General features: G+C 70.9%; 21 protein-coding genes. 11 read left to right on the top strand and 10 right to left on the bottom strand.

Going from position 1 to position 19002, the window contains the following annotated elements; all coding sequences use genetic code 11:
* Positions 1-25: 25 nt before the first annotated feature.
* Positions 26-847, bottom strand: a complete 822-nt coding sequence (locus NP095_RS13325; protein ID WP_232419205.1) for an SDR family NAD(P)-dependent oxidoreductase — start codon at positions 845-847, stop codon at positions 26-28.
* Positions 848-888: 41 nt separating this feature from the next.
* Between NP095_RS13325 and NP095_RS13320 the strand changes: the two genes are divergently transcribed.
* The gene (locus NP095_RS13320) at positions 889-1782 is read left to right on the top strand and encodes a sterol desaturase family protein (RefSeq protein ID WP_232419206.1); all 894 of its coding nucleotides are present in this window, start codon (positions 889-891) and stop codon (positions 1780-1782) included.
* Positions 1783-1891: 109 nt separating this feature from the next.
* Positions 1892-2788 (top strand): hypothetical protein, encoded by an 897-nt coding sequence (locus NP095_RS13315; protein ID WP_232419207.1) that lies wholly within the window; start codon positions 1892-1894, stop codon positions 2786-2788.
* 18 nt (positions 2789-2806) lie between these two features.
* On the opposite strand, the gene NP095_RS13310 is transcribed toward NP095_RS13315, so the two are convergent.
* Entirely contained in the window at positions 2807-3547 is a 741-nt protein-coding gene (locus tag NP095_RS13310) for an SDR family NAD(P)-dependent oxidoreductase (protein ID WP_232419208.1), read from the bottom strand.
* A gap of 26 nt (positions 3548-3573) precedes the next feature.
* On the opposite strand from NP095_RS13310, the gene mshA reads away from it, so the two are divergent.
* The 4 genes from mshA to NP095_RS13290 are packed head-to-tail and all read left to right on the top strand — an operon-like array spanning position 3574 to position 6640.
* The gene (gene mshA, locus NP095_RS13305) at positions 3574-4800 is read left to right on the top strand and encodes a D-inositol-3-phosphate glycosyltransferase (RefSeq protein ID WP_232419209.1); all 1227 of its coding nucleotides are present in this window, start codon (positions 3574-3576) and stop codon (positions 4798-4800) included.
* Complete coding sequence (locus NP095_RS13300; protein ID WP_232419210.1) at positions 4797-5282, top strand: type III secretion system chaperone family protein; 486 nt, start codon at positions 4797-4799, stop codon at positions 5280-5282. The genes mshA and NP095_RS13300 overlap by 4 nt, the downstream gene beginning before the upstream one ends.
* Positions 5283-5313: 31 nt before the next feature.
* On the top strand, positions 5314-5886 hold the full coding sequence (locus NP095_RS13295; RefSeq protein ID WP_232419211.1) for a DsbA family oxidoreductase: 573 nt from the start codon (positions 5314-5316) through the stop codon (positions 5884-5886).
* Between the two features lie 10 nt (positions 5887-5896).
* Complete coding sequence (locus NP095_RS13290; RefSeq protein WP_232419212.1) at positions 5897-6640, top strand: phosphoglyceromutase; 744 nt, start codon at positions 5897-5899, stop codon at positions 6638-6640.
* 3 nt (positions 6641-6643) lie between these two features.
* Here NP095_RS13290 and NP095_RS13285 read toward each other — a convergent pair whose 3' ends face one another.
* Both NP095_RS13285 and NP095_RS13280 read right to left on the bottom strand, forming a co-directional pair.
* On the bottom strand, positions 6644-7321 hold the full coding sequence (locus NP095_RS13285) for a response regulator transcription factor (RefSeq protein WP_232419213.1): 678 nt from the start codon (positions 7319-7321) through the stop codon (positions 6644-6646).
* Complete coding sequence (locus NP095_RS13280; protein ID WP_232419214.1) at positions 7318-8451, bottom strand: sensor histidine kinase; 1134 nt, start codon at positions 8449-8451, stop codon at positions 7318-7320. The genes NP095_RS13285 and NP095_RS13280 overlap by 4 nt, the downstream gene beginning before the upstream one ends.
* 132 nt (positions 8452-8583) lie before the next feature.
* Between NP095_RS13280 and phoU the strand changes: the two genes are divergently transcribed.
* Positions 8584-9231: a phosphate signaling complex protein PhoU gene (gene phoU, locus NP095_RS13275; protein ID WP_232419215.1), complete on the top strand. Its 648-nt coding sequence runs from the start codon at positions 8584-8586 to the stop codon at positions 9229-9231.
* Positions 9232-9294: 63 nt separating this feature from the next.
* Here the strand turns inward: phoU and NP095_RS13270 are convergent, their stop codons facing one another.
* On the bottom strand, positions 9295-9852 hold the full coding sequence (locus NP095_RS13270) for a hypothetical protein (protein WP_232419216.1): 558 nt from the start codon (positions 9850-9852) through the stop codon (positions 9295-9297).
* Between the two features lie 93 nt (positions 9853-9945).
* Here NP095_RS13270 and NP095_RS13265 point away from each other — a divergent pair, with 93 nt between their 5' ends.
* Positions 9946-10431 carry a CarD family transcriptional regulator gene (locus NP095_RS13265; protein ID WP_154596506.1) on the top strand — a complete coding sequence of 162 codons (486 nt, stop codon included), beginning with the start codon at positions 9946-9948 and terminating at the stop codon, positions 10429-10431.
* Between the two features lie 56 nt (positions 10432-10487).
* On the opposite strand, the gene NP095_RS13260 is transcribed toward NP095_RS13265, so the two are convergent.
* On the bottom strand, positions 10488-11084 hold the full coding sequence (locus tag NP095_RS13260) for a TetR/AcrR family transcriptional regulator (protein WP_232419217.1): 597 nt from the start codon (positions 11082-11084) through the stop codon (positions 10488-10490).
* 44 nt (positions 11085-11128) lie between these two features.
* Here NP095_RS13260 and NP095_RS13255 point away from each other — a divergent pair, with 44 nt between their 5' ends.
* A complete protein-coding gene (locus tag NP095_RS13255; RefSeq protein WP_232419218.1) occupies positions 11129-12319 on the top strand; it encodes an oxygenase MpaB family protein in 1191 nt (396 codons plus the stop codon).
* A gap of 116 nt (positions 12320-12435) precedes the next feature.
* Here NP095_RS13255 and ispF read toward each other — a convergent pair whose 3' ends face one another.
* Both ispF and NP095_RS13245 read right to left on the bottom strand, forming a co-directional pair.
* Positions 12436-12906 carry a 2-C-methyl-D-erythritol 2,4-cyclodiphosphate synthase gene (gene ispF, locus NP095_RS13250; protein WP_232419219.1) on the bottom strand — a complete coding sequence of 157 codons (471 nt, stop codon included), beginning with the start codon at positions 12904-12906 and terminating at the stop codon, positions 12436-12438.
* A 20-nt stretch (positions 12907-12926) separates the two neighbouring features.
* On the bottom strand, positions 12927-14075 hold the full coding sequence (locus tag NP095_RS13245) for a peptidase C39 family protein (RefSeq protein WP_232419220.1): 1149 nt from the start codon (positions 14073-14075) through the stop codon (positions 12927-12929).
* A gap of 103 nt (positions 14076-14178) precedes the next feature.
* Here NP095_RS13245 and cysS point away from each other — a divergent pair, with 103 nt between their 5' ends.
* Both cysS and rlmB read left to right on the top strand, forming a co-directional pair.
* Positions 14179-15588: a cysteine--tRNA ligase gene (cysS, locus tag NP095_RS13240; protein WP_232419221.1), complete on the top strand. Its 1410-nt coding sequence runs from the start codon at positions 14179-14181 to the stop codon at positions 15586-15588.
* Complete coding sequence (gene rlmB / locus NP095_RS13235; protein WP_232419222.1) at positions 15588-16532, top strand: 23S rRNA (guanosine(2251)-2'-O)-methyltransferase RlmB; 945 nt, start codon at positions 15588-15590, stop codon at positions 16530-16532. The genes cysS and rlmB overlap by 1 nt, the downstream gene beginning before the upstream one ends.
* A gap of 10 nt (positions 16533-16542) precedes the next feature.
* Here the strand turns inward: rlmB and NP095_RS13230 are convergent, their stop codons facing one another.
* Entirely contained in the window at positions 16543-17826 is a 1284-nt protein-coding gene (locus NP095_RS13230) for a D-arabinono-1,4-lactone oxidase (RefSeq protein ID WP_232419223.1), read from the bottom strand.
* Entirely contained in the window at positions 17823-19001 is a 1179-nt protein-coding gene (locus NP095_RS13225; protein WP_232419224.1) for an amino acid deaminase/aldolase, read from the bottom strand. The genes NP095_RS13230 and NP095_RS13225 overlap by 4 nt, the downstream gene beginning before the upstream one ends.
* Position 19002 lies beyond the last annotated feature (1 nt).

Raw genomic sequence — 19002 nt, 5'->3', positions numbered from 1 at the left:
GGGTGGTGGCCGCCTGGGGCCGATGCTACTCGGGAACGTCGCCGGCGGCGGTCCGCCGAGCCAGGCTGCGATCCATCCGGCGGAAGAACGGGGCCGTCGCGCGGGTGACGATGCCCGGGGCCAGGGCCATCGACGTCTCGCTGGCGACGCCGAATGCGCTCGTGACCCGCGAGGGGCGCGACACCACGGCGCGCTCGATCCAGCGGGCCGCCTCGTCGGGAGTCATCATCTTCATCGCTCGGTAGATCTCGGTGCCGCCGGACATCTGCGTGCGCACCATCGGGAAGTGCACCGTCGAGGTCGTGATCCCCGCGTGGCCCAGCTCGGCCGACAGCGACCGGATGTAGGACTCCAGGGCGCTCTTGCTGGCCAGGTAGGCCGAGAAGAGAGGGATCGGCACCTGGGTCGACAAGGTCGAGCTGACGACCACGTGCCCGCGGCCCTGCGCCAGCATCGAGGGCAGTACGAGGTGGATCAACCGCACGGACGCGAAGTAGTTGATCGCCATGACCCGCTCGTGGTCGTGCAGCCGGTCGAAGGACTCGACGATCGGGCGCCGGATCGAGCGGGCCGCGTTGTTCACCAGGACGTCGATGCGGCCGTGGTCACCGAGGACCTGCTCGACGGCGGCGGCAGTGGAGTCGTCGTCGGTGAGGTCGACCGGGTACGCCTCGGCGGCCCCTCCCTCGGTGCGGATGGCGGCGGCGAGGGACTCCAGCTCGTCGGCGCGCCGGGCCAGGAGGCACACCGTCGCACCGCGTGCAGCGAGGCGTCGCGCGGCGGCCGCGCCGATCCCGCTGGAGGAGCCCGTGACGACGATGACCTGTCCGGCCGGATCGATGCCCATGGCGTGTGAGCGTAGTCACATCGACGCCGTATCGTGGTCCCGTGCTCGAGGAACTCCTGGACCCGATGAAGAACCCGGTCACCTACGCGGTGCCGTTCTTCCTGCTCAGCATCGCGATCGAGGTCGCCGCCCTGCGGTGGCTCGACCACGACGACAACGTCACGGGCTACGCCTTCAAGGACGCGCGCACGTCGATCTCGATGGGCGTCGGCTCCATCGTGTTCCTGACGACCTTCAAGGTCATCACGTTCTTCGGGTTCGTGTTCGTCTTCGCCCACGCGGCGCTGTTCGAGCTGTCGACCTCGGCCGGGTGGTACTGGCCGACGCTGATCATCGCGCTGGACTTCTGTTACTACTGGCACCACCGCTTCAGTCACCGCGTGCGGATCGGCTGGGCCGGACACCAGGCCCACCACTCCAGCGAGTACATGAACTTCGGTACGGCGCTGCGGCAGAAGTGGAACCCCTGGTTCGAGTTCTTCTTCTGGCTGCCGTTGCCGTTGTTGGGCTTCGCGCCCTGGACCTTGTTCGCAGCGTTCGCGGCCAACCTGATCTACCAGTTCTTCGTGCACACCGAGATGGTCGGCAAGCTGCCGCGGCCCATCGAGTGGGTCTTCAACACGCCGTCGCACCACCGGGTGCACCACGGCTCGGATCCGGAGTACCTGGACAAGAACTACGGCGGCATCCTCATCGTCTGGGACCGCCTGTTCGGCACGTTCCAGCCCGAGCTGCACCGCCCGCGCTACGGGCTGACCCACCCCGTCGAGACCCACAACCTGCTGACGCTGCAGTACGGCGACTACCGCAAGATGGCCGCCGACGTCCGCGCGGCGGCCACGTGGCGCGAGAAGCTCGGCTACGTGCTCGGGCCTCCGGGATGGCGCCCCGACGGCTCGGTCGAGCGCGGCCGGGCCGAGGCCGGCACCAGCTGATCGTCCACGCCTCGTGATGTCTCAGATCCGTGTCGTCACGATGGGCGCGGCGGCCGTTCCCCTCGTAGGGTGTTGGAAATCGGCGACATGAACCTCGAGAGGATCCGCGATGGCCAAGGACAAGAGCGACAAGAAGCTCCACGAGAAGGTCGGTGACCTGACCAAGGAGATCCGCAAGGCCAGCAAGTCGGCCGAGAAGGAGATCGGCAAGGCTCGCAAGTCCGCCGAGAAGACCGCTGCCAAGCAGGTCGACCGGGCGATGAAGACCGCGTCGAAGCAGATCGACCGCGTGAAGTCCGACGTGGCGCAGGTCCGTGACACCACGGCCAAGCAGATCGCCGACCTGAGCGCGACCGTCGACCAGCTGCGGTCCGAGATCGCGAAGCAGGCCCGCAACGCCACCGGACGGGGCGGGGAGTCCACCTCCTCGGCGGCTGCCGCCGCTCCCGCCCCGGCGGGTGCCGCGCAGCCGATGGACCCCGCCGACTCCACCCCGTCCTCCGAGCCGCCCGTGGCCTCGGCCGCGGCCGAGAAGCTCGCGGCGGCCGATCCGGACGTCCCGGATCGAACGACCACGCCGGGCACCACGTTCACGACCGACGAGCAGCCCACCACCCGGACGACGGCACGCAAGGCGCCGGCCAAGAAGAGCTCGGCCAAGAAGGCTCCGGCCAAGTCCGCGAACGGCACCAGCTCGGCGACCACCAGGAAGGCGGCCGCGAAGAAGACGACGGCCGGCACGTCCACGGCCGCGAAGAAGTCCGCGGCCAAGAAGACCGCCGCGAAGAAGACGGCCACCAAGAAGGCGACCACGGCGAAGAAGACGACCGCGAAGAAGTCGCCCACCGCGACGCCGGGCGCCTCCGACACGAAGTCCGCAGCGACCCCCGGTCGCAAGACGGCCGCACGCAAGGCGACCACGACGCCGTCGACCACGGGCACGACCACGCCGCCGCCCGCGACTCCGCAGAGCGGTGCGAGCGCGGACACCCCCGCCGCCGACTGAGTCGAGCGGTCGCCCGGGTCACGTGGGCCGGCGGTGCACCTTCCACTGCGCGGCCTGGGCGACCGGCTTGATGACCATCAGGTCGATGTCGACGTGCGCGGGGCGCGTCGCGACCCAGCAGATGGCGTCCGCGATGTCCTGCGCCTCGAGGGGCTCGTCGACGCCGGTGTACACGGCGTCGGCGCGCTCTTGGTCGCCGCCGAACCGGGTGAGGCTGAACTCCTCGGTCTTGACCATGCCCGGGGCGATCTCGGTGATGCGCACCGGCTGACCGTTCAGCTCCAGGCGCAGCGTCTCGGTGACGGCCGCCAGGGCGTGCTTGGCGGCGGTGTAACCGCCCCCGCCCTCGTACGTGATCCGGCCGGCGGTGGAGCCCACGTTGATGATGGTGCCCCCGCCGGAGGCGATCAGGGCCGGCGCGAGCGCCTGGGTCACGGCCACGGTGCCGAGCACGTTCGTCTCGTACATCCAGCGCCAGTCCGCGAGGTCGGCCTCGGTGACGGCCGACATCCCCTTGGCGCCACCGGCGTTGTTCACCAGCAGGTCGAGCCGGTCGCCGACGACCTCGGCCAGCCGCGCGACGTCGTCTGGCGCGGTGATGTCGCAGGTCACGGCCGTGGCGCCGATCTCGTCGGCGAGACGCTCGATGCGCTCGCTGCGGCGCGCGACGGCGATGACGGTGTATCCGGCGGCGGAGAGGGCGCGGGCGGTGGCTTCGCCGATCCCGCTGCTGGCGCCGGTCACGACTGCTGTGGGCATGGGGACAGCGTGCCAGAATGGATCGCATGTCTGCTCGCGGGATCCATCGTGTCGCGATGCTCTCGGCGCACACCTCTCCGCTGGACCAGCCCGGCACGGGCGACGCCGGCGGCATGAACGTGTACGTGCTGGAGCTGTCGAGGCAACTGGCCGCCCACGGCGTCGAGGTCGAGGTCTTCACGCGCGCCACGTCGCGCCACCTGCCGCCCGTGGTCGACGCCGGCGACGGCATCCGGGTCCACCACGTGGCCGCCGGTCCGTTCGAGGGCCTGACGAAGGACGAGCTGCCCAGTCAGCTGTGCGCGTTCGTCCGCGACGTGCTGCGCGTCGAGGCGCGCCACGACCCCGGCTACTTCGACCTCGTCCACTCGCACTACTGGCTCTCCGGACAGGTCGGCACCGTGTTGCGCGAGCGCTGGGGCGTCCCGCTCGTGCACTCGATGCACACGATGGCGAAGGTCAAGAACGCCGCCCTGGCGAGCAACGACCGCCCCGAGCCGGTGGGCCGCGTCGCGGGCGAGGAGGAGATCGTCCGGTTCGCGGACCGGCTGATCGCCAACACCGCCGAGGAGCGCCGCGAGCTGATCGACCTGTACGACGCGGACCCGGCGGCGGTCGCCGTCGTGCACCCGGGCGTCGACCTGGACGTCTTCGTGCGCTCCGAGCCGGACGACGAGCCGCCCTTGATCGTCTTCGCCGGCCGCATCCAGCCGCTCAAGGCCCCCGACGTCGTCCTGCGGGCCTCCGCCCTGCTCGACGTGCCGCATCGCGTCGCGATCATCGGCGGGCCGTCCGGCAGCGGGCTGGACCGTCCCACCGAGCTGACCGACCTGGCCCGCGAGCTCGGCATCGCCGACCGGGTCGAGTTCGTCGCGCCGGTCACGCAGGCCGAGCTGGCGCAGTGGTACTCCCGGGCCGCCGTCGTGTGCGTGCCGTCGCACAACGAGTCGTTCGGGCTCGTCGCGATCGAGGCCCAGGCGTGCGGCACCCCGGTGGTCGCGGCCGCGGTCGGCGGCCTCACCACGGCGGTCGCCGACGGGGTCACGGGCACGCTCGTCGACGGCCACGACCCGGCCGACTACGCCGCGGCGATCCGGCCGTACCTGACCGACGCGGCGTTCCGCCGTGAGGCCGGCACCAAGGCCGTCCACCATGCGGAGTCCTTCGGCTGGGACGTCACCGCGGAGCGCACCCTCGACGTCTATGCCGCCGCCCTGCGGGACCACGAGGCGGCGCGGAAGGAGACCCGATGACCGACGTCCGCGAGGTGATCGTCGAAGCACTCGACGAGGCCGGGCTCGAGTACGTGCGCCACGGCGACGACGTCTTCGAGGTCGAGCTGCCGGGGGTGCGCAAGCTCAAGACCGCCTGCCGGCTGGAGGTCGGCACGCATGCGCTCGGCGTGCACGCCTTCGTCGCGCGCCATCCCGACGAGAACCACGAGGCGGTCTACCGCTGGCTGCTGGAGCGCAACCTCAAGCTCTACGGCGTCGCCTTCGCCGTGGACTCGGCCGGCGACATCTACCTCGACGGCCGGCTGCCGCTCGAGGCGATCACCGCCGACGAGATCGACCGGATCCTCGGATCGGTGCTGTCCTACGCCGACGAGTCGTTCAACCAGATCCTCGAGCTGGGCTTCGCGTCGAGCATCCGCAAGGAGTGGCGCTGGCGTGAGTCGCGGGGCGAGTCCACGCGCAATCTCGACGCCTTCCGACACCTGCGCCCGCAGGACTGACCGCTCGGTCCCGTCACGTAGCGTGGTCGCCGTGAAAGCCATCGTGTTCGCGGACGTGGTGGACGCCTGGTCCTACATCGGCGCCGTCCGGTTCGAGCGAGCCGCCGCCCTGTACACGATCCTGACCGGCGAGCCGGTCGAGATCGCCTACCGCGCCGCCGCGTTCGAGGCGTCACCCGACGCCGAGGATGTCGCCGCGGCTGCCCGCATCACCGGCATCGAACTCAACCTCGACGAGGTCGTCCCTGCCGACTCGACCGATGCCTGGCGGGTGCTCACGTGGGCCGCGGAGTCGGGGTCGGACGTGCAGCGCGAGCTGCTGCACCAGCTGTGGCGCGCGCACCTGCTCGAGGGAACCGACGTGGCCGACGGCTTCGTCCTGGCGAGCCGGGCCGCCCTGGTCGGCCTCGACCTCGAGACCACCGACGCGCTGCTGGCGAGCGACGAGTTCCGCGCCGAGGTCGACGACCAGCGCGCGACAGCAGCGGCGATCGGGGCGACCTCGTCGCCCTTCGTCGTCGTCGAGGCCCGCTACACGCTGGCGGGCGTCCATTCCCAGGATGACTACCTCCGGGCCCTGCAGTCCATCGCCACCCAGCACTAGGGTGGGCTCCATGAGCACCTTGGTCCTGCTGCGTCACGGACACAGCGAGTGGAACGCACTGAACCTCTTCACCGGATGGGTCGACGTCGACCTCAACGAGCAGGGCGTGCAGGAGGCGCTGCGCGCGCCACAGCTGCTGAGCGAGGCGGGCATCCTGCCGGACGTCTCGCACACGTCGCTGCTGCGACGGGCCATCCGCACGTCCGAGATCACCCTCAACGGCATCGACCGTCACTGGATCCCGGTCAAGCGCAGTTGGCGCCTCAACGAGCGTCACTACGGCGCCCTGCAGGGCAAGGACAAGAAGGAGACCCTCGAGGAGTTCGGCGAGGAGCAGTTCATGACCTGGCGCCGCTCGTACTCGACGCCGCCGCCGGCGCTGCCCGACGACTCGGAGTTCAGCCAGGTGGGCGATGCGCGCTACGCCGACCTGCCCAGCGAGCTGATGCCCCGCACTGAGTGCCTGGCCGACGTGCTCGACCGCATGCTGCCCTACTGGTACGACCAGATCGTGCCTGACCTGCAGGCCGGCAAGACGGTCCTGGTCACGGCGCACGGCAACTCGCTCCGCGCCTTGGTCAAGCACCTGGACGGACTGGGCGAGGACGAGGTCGTGGGTCTGAACATCCCCACCGGCATCCCGCTGGTCTACGACCTGGACGACGACATGAAGCCGACGACGCGCGGTGGACGGTACCTCGACCCCGCCGCCGCCGAGGCCGCCATCGCGGCCGTGGCCAACCAGGGTCGCTGAGCCTCAGGCGTACTTGTAGCCCAGCCCCCGGACCGTCGTCAGGACGGTCGGGTGGGCCGGGTCGTCCTCGATCTTCGCGCGCAGCCGCTTGACGTGGACGTCGAGCGTCTTCGTGTCGCCGACGTAGTCCGCACCCCACACCCGGTCGATCAGCTGACCGCGGGTCAGGACGCGGCCGGAGTTGCGCAGGAAGAACTCGAGCAGCTCGAACTCCTTGAGCGGCAGCTTGACCTCCTGGCCGTCCACCGAGACGAGGTGGCGGTCGATGTCCATGCGGACGGCGCCGACCTCGATGACGGCGTCGTCGTCGGGCTCCTCGGCGGCACCGCGGCGCAGCACTGCGCGGATCCGGGCCACCAGCTCGCGCGGGGAGTACGGCTTGGTCACGTAGTCGTCGGCGCCCAGCTCGAGGCCGACGACCTTGTCGATCTCGGTGTCCTTCGCGCTGACCATGATGATCGGCACCGACGAGCTCTGGCGGATCGTGCGGCACACCTCGGTACCCGGCAGCCCGGGCAGCATGAGGTCGAGCAGGATGATGTCCGCGCCGCCGCGCTCGAAGGCGGTCAGCGCGTCGGGGCCGGTCTCGGCGACCGCGACGTCGTAGCCCTCCTTGCGCAGGACGTACGAGAGGGCCTCGCTGTAGCTGGCCTCGTCCTCGACGATCAGGACCTTGGTCACTCGTGCTCTCCTTCATCGACGTCCCGCGCCGGCAGCACCAGCGTGAAGGACGAACCGAGGCCGGGTTCACTCCAGACCTCGACGGTACCGCCATTGCTGGCGGCGACATGCTTGACGATCGACAGGCCCAGGCCGGTCCCGCCGGTGGCGCGGGCGCGGGCCGGGTCGACCCGGTAGAAGCGCTCGAAGATCCGCTCCTGCTCCTCCGGGGCGATCCCCACCCCGTGGTCGGACACGGTGATGCGGACGTCCTCGCCGTCGCCGGTGGCGGCGACCGCCACGGCCGACCCGGCCGGGCTGTAGGTGACGGCGTTCTCGACGAGGTTGCTGACGGCGGCATGCAGCTGGGCCCGGTCGCCGCGCACGTGCAGGTCGGGCTGGACCTCCTGCGTGATCGTGATGCCCTTGGCCTCGGCGTCGGTGTGCGAGTGCTCGACGGCCTCGGCGACCAGCTCGCCGACCTTGACGATGCGGGCGTCGTCGCTGGCCACGTCGGCCTGCAGGCGGGACAGGTCGATGATCTGCTGGACGAGCCGCGTGAGCCGTTCGCTCTCGGTCTGCATCCGGGCGGAGAACCGCTCGACCGCCTCGGGGTCGTCGCGGGCCTCGCCGACGGCCTCGGCGAGCAGGCTGATCGCGCCGATGGGCGTCTTGAGCTCGTGGCTGACGTTCGCGACGAAGTCGCGGCGCAGCGTCTCGACGCGCTGCTCGGTGGTGCGGTCCTCGACCAGCGCGAGCACAAGCCCGTGAGACAACGGCGCGACCCGGGCGCGCACGTACACCGGAGGACGCCGCCGAGCGCGGATCTCGAACTCGTCCTCGCGCACCTCGCCGTAGCGGCGCACCTGGCGCACCAGCTCGAGCAGCTCGGCGCTGCGGAGGCGGTCGTCGTCCGTGACGAGGCCGAGGCCGATCGCGGCCGCCGAGGCGCGCAGGACGCGTTCGTCTCGGTCCATGACCAGGGCAGAGGAGCGCAGGACCGACAGCACGGTCACGATGTCCGGCGGGACGGCCGGGGCTGCGGTCTCGGGGACCTTCTCCTGCGAGCGCTCGGAGAGCCACCACACATAGGTGATGACGGCACCGAGCACGATGCCCAGGGCGCCGGCCAGGATCGAGGAGACCTCCACGAGGTCGATCGTAGGCCGCCCCGGGGGCCGCCCCGTCACCGAGAGCCCCCGGCAGCCAGGGTTTCCGTCGCCGTTCACCGGGCGTTCACCGCACGTCGCCGGGCATTCATCCTGCGCCCCTAGCGTCGAGGCATGCGCGACCAGTACTACGAGCAGCTCGACCAGATCGTCGACGAGCTCGTCATCATCACCGACCGGGTCCGAACCGCCGTGGCCGATGCGACCACCGCCCTGCTCGAGACCGACCTCGCCACCGCCGAGCGGGTGATCGGCGGCGAGAGCGACATCGAGGAGTCGATCGACGAGGTCGAGGAGCGCGCCCTCGTGCTGCTCGCCACCCAGCAGCCGGTCGCCACCGACCTGCGCCAGCTGGTGTCGACGCTGCGGATGGTGGCCGACCTGCAGCGTATGAGCGCCCTGGCGGTCCACATCTCCAAGATCGCGCGGCGGCGCATGCCGGCCGCGGCGGTGCCCGCACCCGTCCGGCCGCTGATCCGTGACATGGCGCGGGTGGCGCACTCGATGATCGGGTCGGCCGCCCGCATCGTCTCCGAGCGCGATCTGGACGCCGCGGCGGCGCTGGAGTTCGAGGACGACGACATGGACCGCCTGCGCCAGGAGCTGTTCCGGGTCCTGCTGGAGGGCGAGTGGGAGCACGGCGTCGACACGGCGATCGACCTGGCGCTGCTGGGGCGCTACTACGAGCGCATGGGCGACCACGCCGTGAACATGGCGCGGCGCGTCGTCTACCTCGTCACGGGGGAGTTGCCGGTCGCCTGACCGGTGGGAACGACGAACGGCCCGGGCGATCCGCCCGGGCCGTTCGTGATGTTCAGGGTCGCGTCAGGCGCCCGGCGAGGTGTCGTCCTGGCCCCCGAGGTCCTCGGGCTCGGCCGGGTCGGTCTCGTCCTCCTGCGGCGTCGCGGTGGCGCCGGGCTTGGGCCGCTTGGCGACGCTGTCATACATGCTGTCGCGGGCCACGATCGGCACGTCGATGCTGGCGTCGCCGCCGGGGGTGGCCGCGAAGCTGATGGTGACGTAGTCGCCGGCGGTGACCTCGAACAGCTTGACGACGATCTCGCCCTCGGCGCCGAGCGTGAGCAGCTGGTTCGGCTTGACCGTGATGGGGCGGGGGAGCTTCTTCGCGTCGCCCTCGATGGAGACCGCCTCGATGGTCTGCTCCTCGGTGGCGAGCAGGCCACCCGAGAACGTGGCGGTGCCGTCGCCGTTGTCGACGAGCAGGCCGTTGTAGACGTGGACCGGGCCCGTGCGCAGGTCGGAACCCTCGGAGGCTTGGTACTGCTGGTTGGTCTGGGCGCCGAAACTCGTGCCGCAGGCGGAGAGCGCGAACGGGGCGGTCAGGGCCAGGGCGACGGTGGCGATGGTGCGACGAGTGCTCACGTTGGCATGGTATCGGGGACCGTCGCAGATGAAGGCAGGCAGGGTACTCGTTCCCTTCTGTTATTCTGGTCACCTAGGAAAGGTGCTTGCTCCATGGCTTTCTCTGTCGGCGAAACCGTTGTGTATCCGAACCACGGCGCTGCGGTCATCGAAGACATCGAGGTCCGGACCATCAAGGGTGAGGACCGCGCGTACCTCGTTCTCCGGATCATCGCTCAGAACGATTTGGTCGTGCGCGTGCCGGCCGACAATGTCGACCTGGTGGGGGTGCGCGACGTGGTCGACGAAGCGGGGCTGGAGCGAGTCTTCAGCGTCCTTCGTGCCGAACACGTCGAAGAGCCCACCAACTGGTCCCGACGGTACAAGGCGAACCTGGAGAAACTGCACTCCGGCGACGTCCTGAAGGTGGCCGAGGTCGTCCGCGACCTGTGGCGCCGTGATCACGAGCGTGGCCTCTCGGCCGGCGAGAAGCGGATGCTGGCCAAGGCGCGCCAGATCCTCGTCTCCGAGCTCGCGCTCGCTGAGAACACGAACGAGGACAAGGCCGAGACCCGTCTCGACGAGGTCCTCGCCTCCTGATTCGATCTGCATGAGAGACGCCCGGCTCCGGCCGGGCGTTTCTCATGTCCGGGGTCTCACAGCCACGCGATGCCCAGGGCGACGAGGTCGTCCACGAACTCCTCGCGCGTCAGCGGCGGATCCTCGTCGAGCACGAAGCGGACGGCGAGCGACTCGACCGCCAGGACGATGAGCCACGAGGCCCGCGCCGGATCGCGCCGCCGGTCCTGGGCCGAGAGCCGCCCGCCGAGGTAGGCCCGCAACACGTCGCGCACCCGGCGCTCCAGGCCGAGCCGGTCGTCCAGGTGTCGCGCCGCCGGGAGGTCCTGCCAGACCACGCGCAGCAGCGTGGGGTCGCGCTGCAGCGCCGTCAGCAACGCCTCGGCGGTCGCCCGCGCCATCGCCTCGGGCTCGTCGTGGACGTGGTCGACCAAGGCGGCGACGACGTCCTCGGCGAGCCGGTCGACGTAGCGCGACGTGACCTCCTCGACGATCGCGGCCTTGTCCGGGAAGTACTGGTAGAGCGAGCCGGGACTGACGCCCGCGCGATCGGCCACGCGGTTGGTGGTGAGCCGTTCGTACCCGTCGGCCACGAGCACGTCGCGAGCCGCGTCGACGATCCCGTCGACCATGTCGCGAGAACGCTGCTGTCGCGGGAGTTTACGGAGGGCCATGATGCGAATTGTATGCGAGTAATTGCTCGTGTCAGGGTGATGGCATGACCCAGGTGTCCGCATATCCGTCGCGCTTCCGTTCGGCCGAGCAGCGAAGCCGTCGCCTCGGCCGCGTGCTCAAGTACGCCGGGGGTGTCTCGCAGGTCGACGACGGGCTCCTCGACCGGATCGGCCGCGCCTTCAACGAGCAGGACGAGACCGGCGCTCGGTTCGCCGCCGCCATGCGACGTCCGGTCGGTGATCCGGAGCGCGTGACGATGGAGCAGTTCACGCGGGCGCTCGAGCAGGGAGTGGGGGCCGTCGAGGCCGCCCCGCCGGCGCTGGTCGAACTCGTCGGCCCGGCCGAGCAGGACCCGCCGTGGCTCGACCGCGACCTGGTGGACGAGGGAGCGCGCGTGTACCGCCGGTTCGGGCGCAATGCGGCCGACGTGTTGTTGCAGCTCGCGTTGATCGGCGGCTACCGGTTCGGCGGCCCGCCGGACCTGTTGGTGGCGACCGGGGCGCTGACGGGCGACAGCACGCAGCGGCGGCTCGCCGAGACCCAGTCCTGGGCCGTCGCGGTGACGACGCCCGGCGGCCTGGAGCCTCACGGCGACGGCTGGCGGACGACCCTGCACGTGCGCGCCATGCACGCCCTCGTCAACCAGGCCATGGGGCCGCGGTGGGACAGCGAGCGCTGGGGCCTGCCGATCAACCAGGCGGACCAAGCCGGCACGCTCGGCCTGTTCGACGGCGCGGTGCTGATCGGCGTCAAGGCGCTGGGCGTCCCGGTCAGTCCTGCGGAGTCCGACGCGGTGATGCACCTGTGGAAGTACGTGGGGTGGCTCATGGGGGTCGGCGAGTCGTGGTTGGTCGAGACCGAACGCGAGCGCCACGCCATGAACTACCACGTGGTCCTGGCCCAGGCCGGGATCACCGAGGCGGGACCGCGGCTGTCGCAGGACATCATCTCGGTGCTCGGCACGCTGCCGCACGGCCGCTGGAAGACGGAGCGGAACCTCAGCATGCTGAGCGTGTTCCTGGGTCGCCAGAGCATGCGCGAGCTGGGTCTGCCGTGGCGCCCGCCGTGGGCGATGGCGATGCTCTGGGCCGCGAACACCGCGCGCTACCGGGTGCTCGGCCGCCTGCCCGGCGGCCGCGAGCGGCTGGACGTCGCGGGCGCAGCCGTGGCGCAGAAGATCCTGGCCGAGTACTACGACTCGGACGACCGCGCGGTCGCCGAGCTGCCTGCCTGAGGCGCCCCGCACTCCACTTTTGGAACCGGATCCACCGTTTCGGACAGATTCGACGTGGATCCAGTTCCAAAAGTTGAAAGGGGGAGGGGGTAAGGGCCGGGTCGAGCGGGACTCCGTCAGACGACGAGGGCGACGGCGATCGCGGCGATGCCCTCGCCGCGTCCGGTCAGGCCCAGGCCGTCGGTCGTGGTGCCCGAGAGCGACACCGGGGCTCCGATGGCCTCGGAGAGCACGTGCACGGCCTCGTCCCGGCGTCCCGAGAGACGCGGCTCGTTGCCGATCAGCTGGACGCTGACGTTGCCCACGACCAAGCCGGCCCCGCGCACCAGCTCGGCGGTCCCGCGCAGGAACTCCAGGCCGGAGGCGCCGGCGTAGCGCGGGTCGGCCGTGCCGAAACGGCTGCCGATGTCGCCCAGCCCCGCGGCGGTGAGCACCGCGTCGACCATCGCGTGGGCGACGCAGTCGCCGTCGGAGTGGCCCTCGAGTCCGCGGGGAGCATCGGGCCAGTGCAGGCCGGCGACCCACAGGGGACGACCGTCGACGAGTTGGTGGACGTCGGTGCCGATGCCGACCCGGGGAACGCTCACGTCAGCACCCTAGTCGCGGGTCAGAACTTCAGGCGCTTGGCAGTCGGCGCGATGACGTAGGTGACGCCTCCGCTGCCCTTGAGCCAGGCGCGCTCGAACTGGGCGCGGTCGTACACGCGGCGCACCTGCGAGTTCGTCCGTCCCGCGGGGTCGTTCACGATGACGTCTCCGGTCGCGGTGAACCCGCGCACCACCATCAGGTGGCCGGGTGTCGAGCTGATGGGCGAACCGGTGAGCTGGCCGCGACCGAACGCGACCGAGGCGATGACCGGGACGCCCTGCTTGATGTACGACTCGATCGGGCGCAGGTTCACCAGGCGGTGGACGACGGCGTCGGTGCCGAAGCGCGAGGCGTACGCGGTGTTGAACGGCCACGTGCCGGTGCCGCGGTAGGAGGAGTCGTAGCTGTAGCGAGCCGCGTGGTCGACCCACGGATCCGCGCCCTTGGCGAACGAGGTCGCCTTCTTCGACGGGCCCAGGCCCCAGTAGCGCAGCACCATCGAGGTCGAGGTCGGCGAGCACCAGGCCTCGCCGCCGCCGCCGAACTGCGGGAAGTGGCCGCGGTGGATCATCTGCGAGGACGCCGGGACCTTGAGGTCGATGGTCCTGGTCATCGACGTCTTCGAGGTCTTGGCCGTCTTGCTGACGTAGGTCGACGACACCCCGGTGACGGCGCGGACGACCGGGGACTTCACCTTCGTGGACTTGCGCCAGGCGGACACCTGGATCTGCCAGCGGGTGAACGACTTGCCGGAGCGGGCCCGGACGATGTCCGTGTCGAGCTGGGCGAGGGCGTCGGCCTGCTTGCCGTACGTCGTGCGCTTGCCGCCGGAGAGGCCGTGGCGCCACTGGGCCACCGTCTTCCACGACGAGACCTTCGAGCCGTCGGCGACGCGCACATAGACCTTGAGCCACGTGCCGTCGGGCATGCGGCTGACGTTCCAGGAGGGCAGCAGGGCGGTGCTGCGCTGCGGGGTCGTCACCCACGGCGAGCGCCAGGCCTTGCCCTTCTTGCCCGCGGGGATGACCAGCTTCGGGGTCCAGCGGGTGAGCTGCGGCTTCGGGTGGGAGGCGGCCTCGGCCGGCGCCGTGGCGAGCCCCGGCGCGATCAGGACGGACGTCAGCAGGGCCGTGAGCACTGCCGCGACGGGGAAGAGTCGGCGGATCACCGACTCAGGCTAAGTGAAATGTGTGACCAGCGGTAGGGAAGTGGTGGGACCGGCGCGAATCGACGCGGTCCGGACACGGGGCTGAGGCCGATACTCTTGATCCGTGACGCTGCACCTGTACGACTCCGCCAGCCGTGAGCTGAAGCTGCTCGACCCCGTCGTGCCCGGCAAGGTCGGCATCTACCACTGCGGGCTCACGGTGCAGGGTCCGCCGCACATCGGGCACATCCGCAAGGAGCTCGTGTTCGACGTGCTGCGTCGTTGGCTGGAGCGGTCGGGCCTCGAGGTCACGATCATCGCCAACGTCACCGACATCGACGACAAGATCCTGGCCAAGGCGCGCGAGCAGGAGAAGCCCTGGTTCGCGGTCGCCTACGAGAACGAGCGCGCCCTGCACGCCGCGTACGAGGTCCTCGGCTGCCGCCCGCCCACGTACGAGCCGCGCGCGACCGGTCACGTGCCCGAGATGATCGAGATGATCCAGACGCTCATCGAGCGCGGTCACGCCTACCCGGCCACCGACGGCTCCGGCGACGTCTACTTCGACGTGCGATCGTGGCCCGAGTACGGCGAGCTGTCGAACCAGCGCATCGACGACATGCAGGCGGCGCCCGACGCCCCGGCCGAGGGCAAGCGCGATCCGCGCGACTTCGCCCTGTGGAAGGGCCGCAAGGCCGACGAGCCCGAGTCGGCGTCCTGGCCGACCCCGTGGGGACGCGGCCGGCCCGGCTGGCACCTGGAGTGCTCGGCGATGGCCGCGAAGTACCTCGGCACCGAGTTCGACATCCACGGCGGGGGCCTGGACCTGCGCTTCCCGCACCACGAGAACGAGCTGGCCCAGTCCCGGGCCGCCGGGCAGAGGTTCGCCCGCGTCTGGATGCACAACGCGATGCTCAACCTGGGCAACTCCAAGATGAGCAAGAGCGTCGGCAACACGCTGGCGGTCAGCGAGGTCGTCAAGCGCGTCCCCGCCATCGCCCTGCGCTACTACCTGGTCGCGGCCCACTACCGCTCGATCATCGAGTTCAGCGAGCAGTCCCTGGCCGAGGCGGCCACGGCGTTCGAGCGGATCGAGGGCTTCTGCCTGCGCGCCGCCGAGCTGGTCGGCGCGGGCGAGCCGGGCGACGTCCCGGAGGCGTTCGCCGCGGCCATGGACGACGACCTCTCCGTGCCCGCCGCCCTGGCGGTGCTGCAGGCCGCCGTGGGCGAGGGCAACCGGCTGGTCGCCGACGGCCCGTCGCCGGAGCTGGCGCGGACGCTGGCGTCCGTGCGCGCGATGCTCGACGTGCTGGGACTCGACCCGTTCACCTGGGCCACGACGCAGGGCGAGTCCTCCGCGACCGCCGACGCGCTGGCCCAGCTCGTCGATGCGCTGGTGGCCGCGCGCGCCGAGGCCAAGGCCGCCAAGGACTGGAACCGCGCGGACGAACTGCGCGATCAACTCACTGCTGCGGGGATCGAACTCGAGGACACGCCCTCGGGGACCCGCTGGAACCTGAAGGGTGGCCACTGATGGCCGGCAACAGCAAGCGCAAGGGTGCGATCAAGAAGACGGGCAAGGGCAATCCCACCGCCGGTTCGGGCGGCCGTCGCCGTCAGGGACTGGAGGGCAAGGGCCCGACCCCTCGTGCCGAGGATCGTCCCTATCACAAGAAGCACAAGATGGCCCAGGCCGCCGAGAAGCGTCAGTCGGGCCGGCCGAAGCGCCGCAACGACGAGGGCCCCGAGCTGGTCGTCGGCCGCAACTCGGTCGTCGAGCTGCTGCGGGCCAACGTGCCCGTCGTGGCGCTGCAGATCGCCGAGGGCATCGACCGTGACGACCGCGTGCGCGAGATCTTCCAGCTCGCCGCCGACCGCCACGTGCCGCTGCTCGAGGTCGCCCGTGTCGAGCTCGACCGGATCACGTCCGGCGCCGTCCACCAGGGCGTCGCCGCGAAGCTCGAGGCGTATGACTACGCCGATCCGGACGAACTGCTCGACCTGGCCGCCGAGCGCGGCGAGCCGGCCCTGATCGTCCTGCTCGACGGCATCACCGATCCGCGCAACCTGGGTGCCATCGTGCGCTCGGCCGCCGGCTTCGGCGTGCACGGCGTCGTCATCCCCGAGCGCCGGGCCGCGCACATGACGGCGGCGGCGTGGAAGACCTCCGCCGGCGCCGCCGCGCGCGTGCCGGTGGCCCGCGCCACCAACCTGACGCGCCAGATCAAGGCGTACCAGGAGGCCGGCCTCATGGTGATCGGCCTGGCCGCCGACGGTGACGTCGCGCTGCCCGACATGGACCTGGCCGACGGGCCGCTGGCGGTCGTCATCGGCAGCGAGGGCAAGGGCCTCTCGCGCCTCGTGAGCGAGACCTGCGACCAGCTGGTGTCGATCCCGATGTCGTCGTCGCTGGAGTCGCTCAACGCGGGCGTCGCCGCCGGCATCACGCTCTACGCGGTCAGCCAGGTCCGCGCCTGAGCGAGCCGGATCAGCTGCCGAGCACCTGCCGCAGGTAGTCGTTGGCGAACTTGCGGCCGGGGTCGAGTCGATCGCGGACGCCGAGGAAGTCGTCGAACCGCGGGTAGACCTTGCGGAAGTGGTCGGAGCCGAGGGTGTGCATCTTGCCCCAGTGCGGCCGGCCCTCGTGCGCGATGAAGATGTCCTGCATCGCCGCGAAGTACGACGTCGGATCGGTGCGGTGGAACTGGTGCACCGCGATGTAGACGGTGTCGCGCTCGAAGCCGGTGGACATCCAGATGTCGTCGGCGGCGGTGAACCGGACCTCCACCGGGAACGACACGTACTGGTCGGTGCGGGCGTACCAGCGCTGCATCTCGGCGATCGCGTCGGCGGCGGCAGCCCGCGGCAGCGCGAACTCCGACTCGCGGAACCTCACGCGGCGCGGCGAGATGAAGACCTCGTGTGACGTGTCGGTGTACTCGCGGGCGCCGAGCACCGATCCGCTGAGCGCGTTGATCCGGGGGATCAGCGCGGGCCGGCGGCTGGCGATCCGCTGGATGCGCTCGTAGACCGTGTTCGACAGGAACTCGTCGTCGAGCGTGTGTCGCCAGCGCGACAGCGGGGCCCGCGGGGTGCCCTCGGGCACGCGGTTGTTGCGCTTGGTGAGCGCCCGGTCGGTGTGCGGGAAGAAGTAGAACTCGAAGTGGTCGTTGCCGTCGACGAGCTGGTCGAGGTCGGTCAGCACCGCGGACAACGCCATCGGCTCCTCGCGCGCGTGCAGCAGGAACGCCGGGACGCACTGCAGCGTGACCTCGGTGACGATCCCGAGGGCGCCCAGGCCGACGCGGGCGGCATCGAACATGTCGTGGCCCCGGTCGATCTCGAGCACCTCGCCCTCGGCGGTGACCAGCTGCAGCGCGGCCACCGCGCGGGCGATGCCGAACAGTCGGGCGCCGGTGCCGTGGGTGCCGGTGGACGTGGCTCCGGCGACCGACTGCGGGTCGACGTCGCCGAGGTTGGGCAGGGCGAGGCCCAGCGCGTCGAGACGCCGGTTCAGGTCGTGCAGCGAGATGCCCGCCTGGACGCGGACCAGGCCCGTGGTCGTGTCGGCGTGCAGGATCCGGCTCATCGCGTCCAGCCGCAGCAGCGCGCCGTCCGTGGCCGCGATCGGCGTGAAGGAGTGCCCTGCGCCGACCGCCTTGACCTGCGGGTGCTCGCGGACGAACGCGACGACCTCGTCGGTGGAGGCCGGTCGACCGACCACGGCGGGATGCGCCGTGACGTTGCCCGCCCAGTTGCGCCACGTGGTCATCCGAAGTTCTTCCCCTCGCCGCGGTAGGTCGGGATCATCGTGGCGTGGCCGGCCTGGTCGACCAGGGCCACGCGGTCGAACCGCTCGCACATCTCGCCGGCCTTCGCGTGCCGGAAGAGGACCCGGTCGCCGATCGTCAGGGAGCGGGCCACCTTGCCGTGCAACGGCGTCTGGACCTCGCCGGCGCCCTCGGCCGCGTACAGCTCGAGGCCCTCGGGCCACACCGGCGTGGGGACCCGGGCGTCGCCGGGCGGGCCGGAGGCGATGTACCCGCCGCCGAAGCACGTGACGGCGTCGCGCGAGGGCTTGCGCACGACCGAGAGTGCGAAGAAGGCCGCGGGGCGCGGGGTGAAGGAGCGGTAGCCGTCGAACAGCGTGGGCACGAAGAGGCCCGAGCCCGCGGCCAGCTCGGTGATCGAGGAGTCGCCGCGCCACACGTCGAGGCTGCCGGTGCCGCCCGCGTTGACGATCTGCAGGTCGGTCATGTTCGACACGGCCTTGACGATGCGGCGGCGACGCCGGCGCAGCTCGCCGGCGGAGCGCCGCTTGACGATGCGGACCGCGGCGCCGCTGTCGGGCAGGCCCGCGATCTGCGCGTCGTAGAACATCAGGCCGACGAGGTCGAAGCCCGCTCGCTCGCTGATCTGCGCGGCGATCCGCTTCGCCTCGCGGGTGGTGTGCACGGGGGAGCGGTGAGCACCCAGGTGAGCGCCGAAGACCCGCAGGGACGCGTCGACGTCGAGGCAGACCCGGATCGGCGGGTGGCCCGGCCCGGCGTAGGAGTCGATGAGGTCGAGCGCCTCCAGTGAGTCGACCATGACCGTGATCGAGGCCAGGCGGCGCTCGTCCGAGACGAGGTCGGCGTACGCCTCGCGCTCGACGCTGGGGTACGCCAGGAGGATGTCGTCGACGCCGTGGTCGGCCAGCCACACGGACTCGGCCAGGGAGTAGGTCATGACGCCGCGGAAACCGTCCAGCGTCAGTGCGTTCTTGATGATCGAGCGGACCCGGATCGACTTGGTGGCGAGGCGGATCGGCACGCCGTGCGCCCGCCGCACGAGGTCGCTCGCGTTGGCCCACAGCGCCTCCTCGTCGATCACCGCGAAGGGCGTGTCGATCAGGTTCGTGGCGCGCAGGAGGCGGGGATACGGGGGAGTCAGGGAAGGAGGGGCCACG

Origin of the sequence: Aeromicrobium duanguangcaii (assembly GCF_024508295.1) — a bacterium.
In the GTDB taxonomy this organism is placed as follows: Bacteria; Actinomycetota; Actinomycetes; order Propionibacteriales; family Nocardioidaceae; genus Aeromicrobium; species Aeromicrobium duanguangcaii.
Note: the sequence above shows the minus strand (reverse complement) of the source record. Positions and strands in the feature narration are given on the sequence as shown.

Bases quoted from the DNA above. Each gene is read 5' to 3' on its own strand.
- NP095_RS13325 (WP_232419205.1), bottom strand. From the start codon at position 847: ATGGGCATCGATCCGGCCGGACAGGTCATCGTCGTCACGGGCTCCTCC.
- NP095_RS13315 (WP_232419207.1), top strand. From the start codon at position 1,892: ATGGCCAAGGACAAGAGCGACAAGAAGCTCCACGAGAAGGTCGGTGAC.
- NP095_RS13310 (WP_232419208.1), bottom strand. From the start codon at position 3,547: ATGCCCACAGCAGTCGTGACCGGCGCCAGCAGCGGGATCGGCGAAGCC.
- mshA (WP_232419209.1), top strand. From the start codon at position 3,574: ATGTCTGCTCGCGGGATCCATCGTGTCGCGATGCTCTCGGCGCACACC.
- NP095_RS13300 (WP_232419210.1), top strand. From the start codon at position 4,797: ATGACCGACGTCCGCGAGGTGATCGTCGAAGCACTCGACGAGGCCGGG.
- NP095_RS13290 (WP_232419212.1), top strand. From the start codon at position 5,897: ATGAGCACCTTGGTCCTGCTGCGTCACGGACACAGCGAGTGGAACGCA.
- phoU (WP_232419215.1), top strand. From the start codon at position 8,584: ATGCGCGACCAGTACTACGAGCAGCTCGACCAGATCGTCGACGAGCTC.
- NP095_RS13265 (WP_154596506.1), top strand. From the start codon at position 9,946: ATGGCTTTCTCTGTCGGCGAAACCGTTGTGTATCCGAACCACGGCGCT.
- NP095_RS13260 (WP_232419217.1), bottom strand. From the start codon at position 11,084: ATGGCCCTCCGTAAACTCCCGCGACAGCAGCGTTCTCGCGACATGGTC.
- NP095_RS13255 (WP_232419218.1), top strand. From the start codon at position 11,129: ATGACCCAGGTGTCCGCATATCCGTCGCGCTTCCGTTCGGCCGAGCAG.
- rlmB (WP_232419222.1), top strand. From the start codon at position 15,588: ATGGCCGGCAACAGCAAGCGCAAGGGTGCGATCAAGAAGACGGGCAAG.
- NP095_RS13230 (WP_232419223.1), bottom strand. From the start codon at position 17,826: ATGACCACGTGGCGCAACTGGGCGGGCAACGTCACGGCGCATCCCGCC.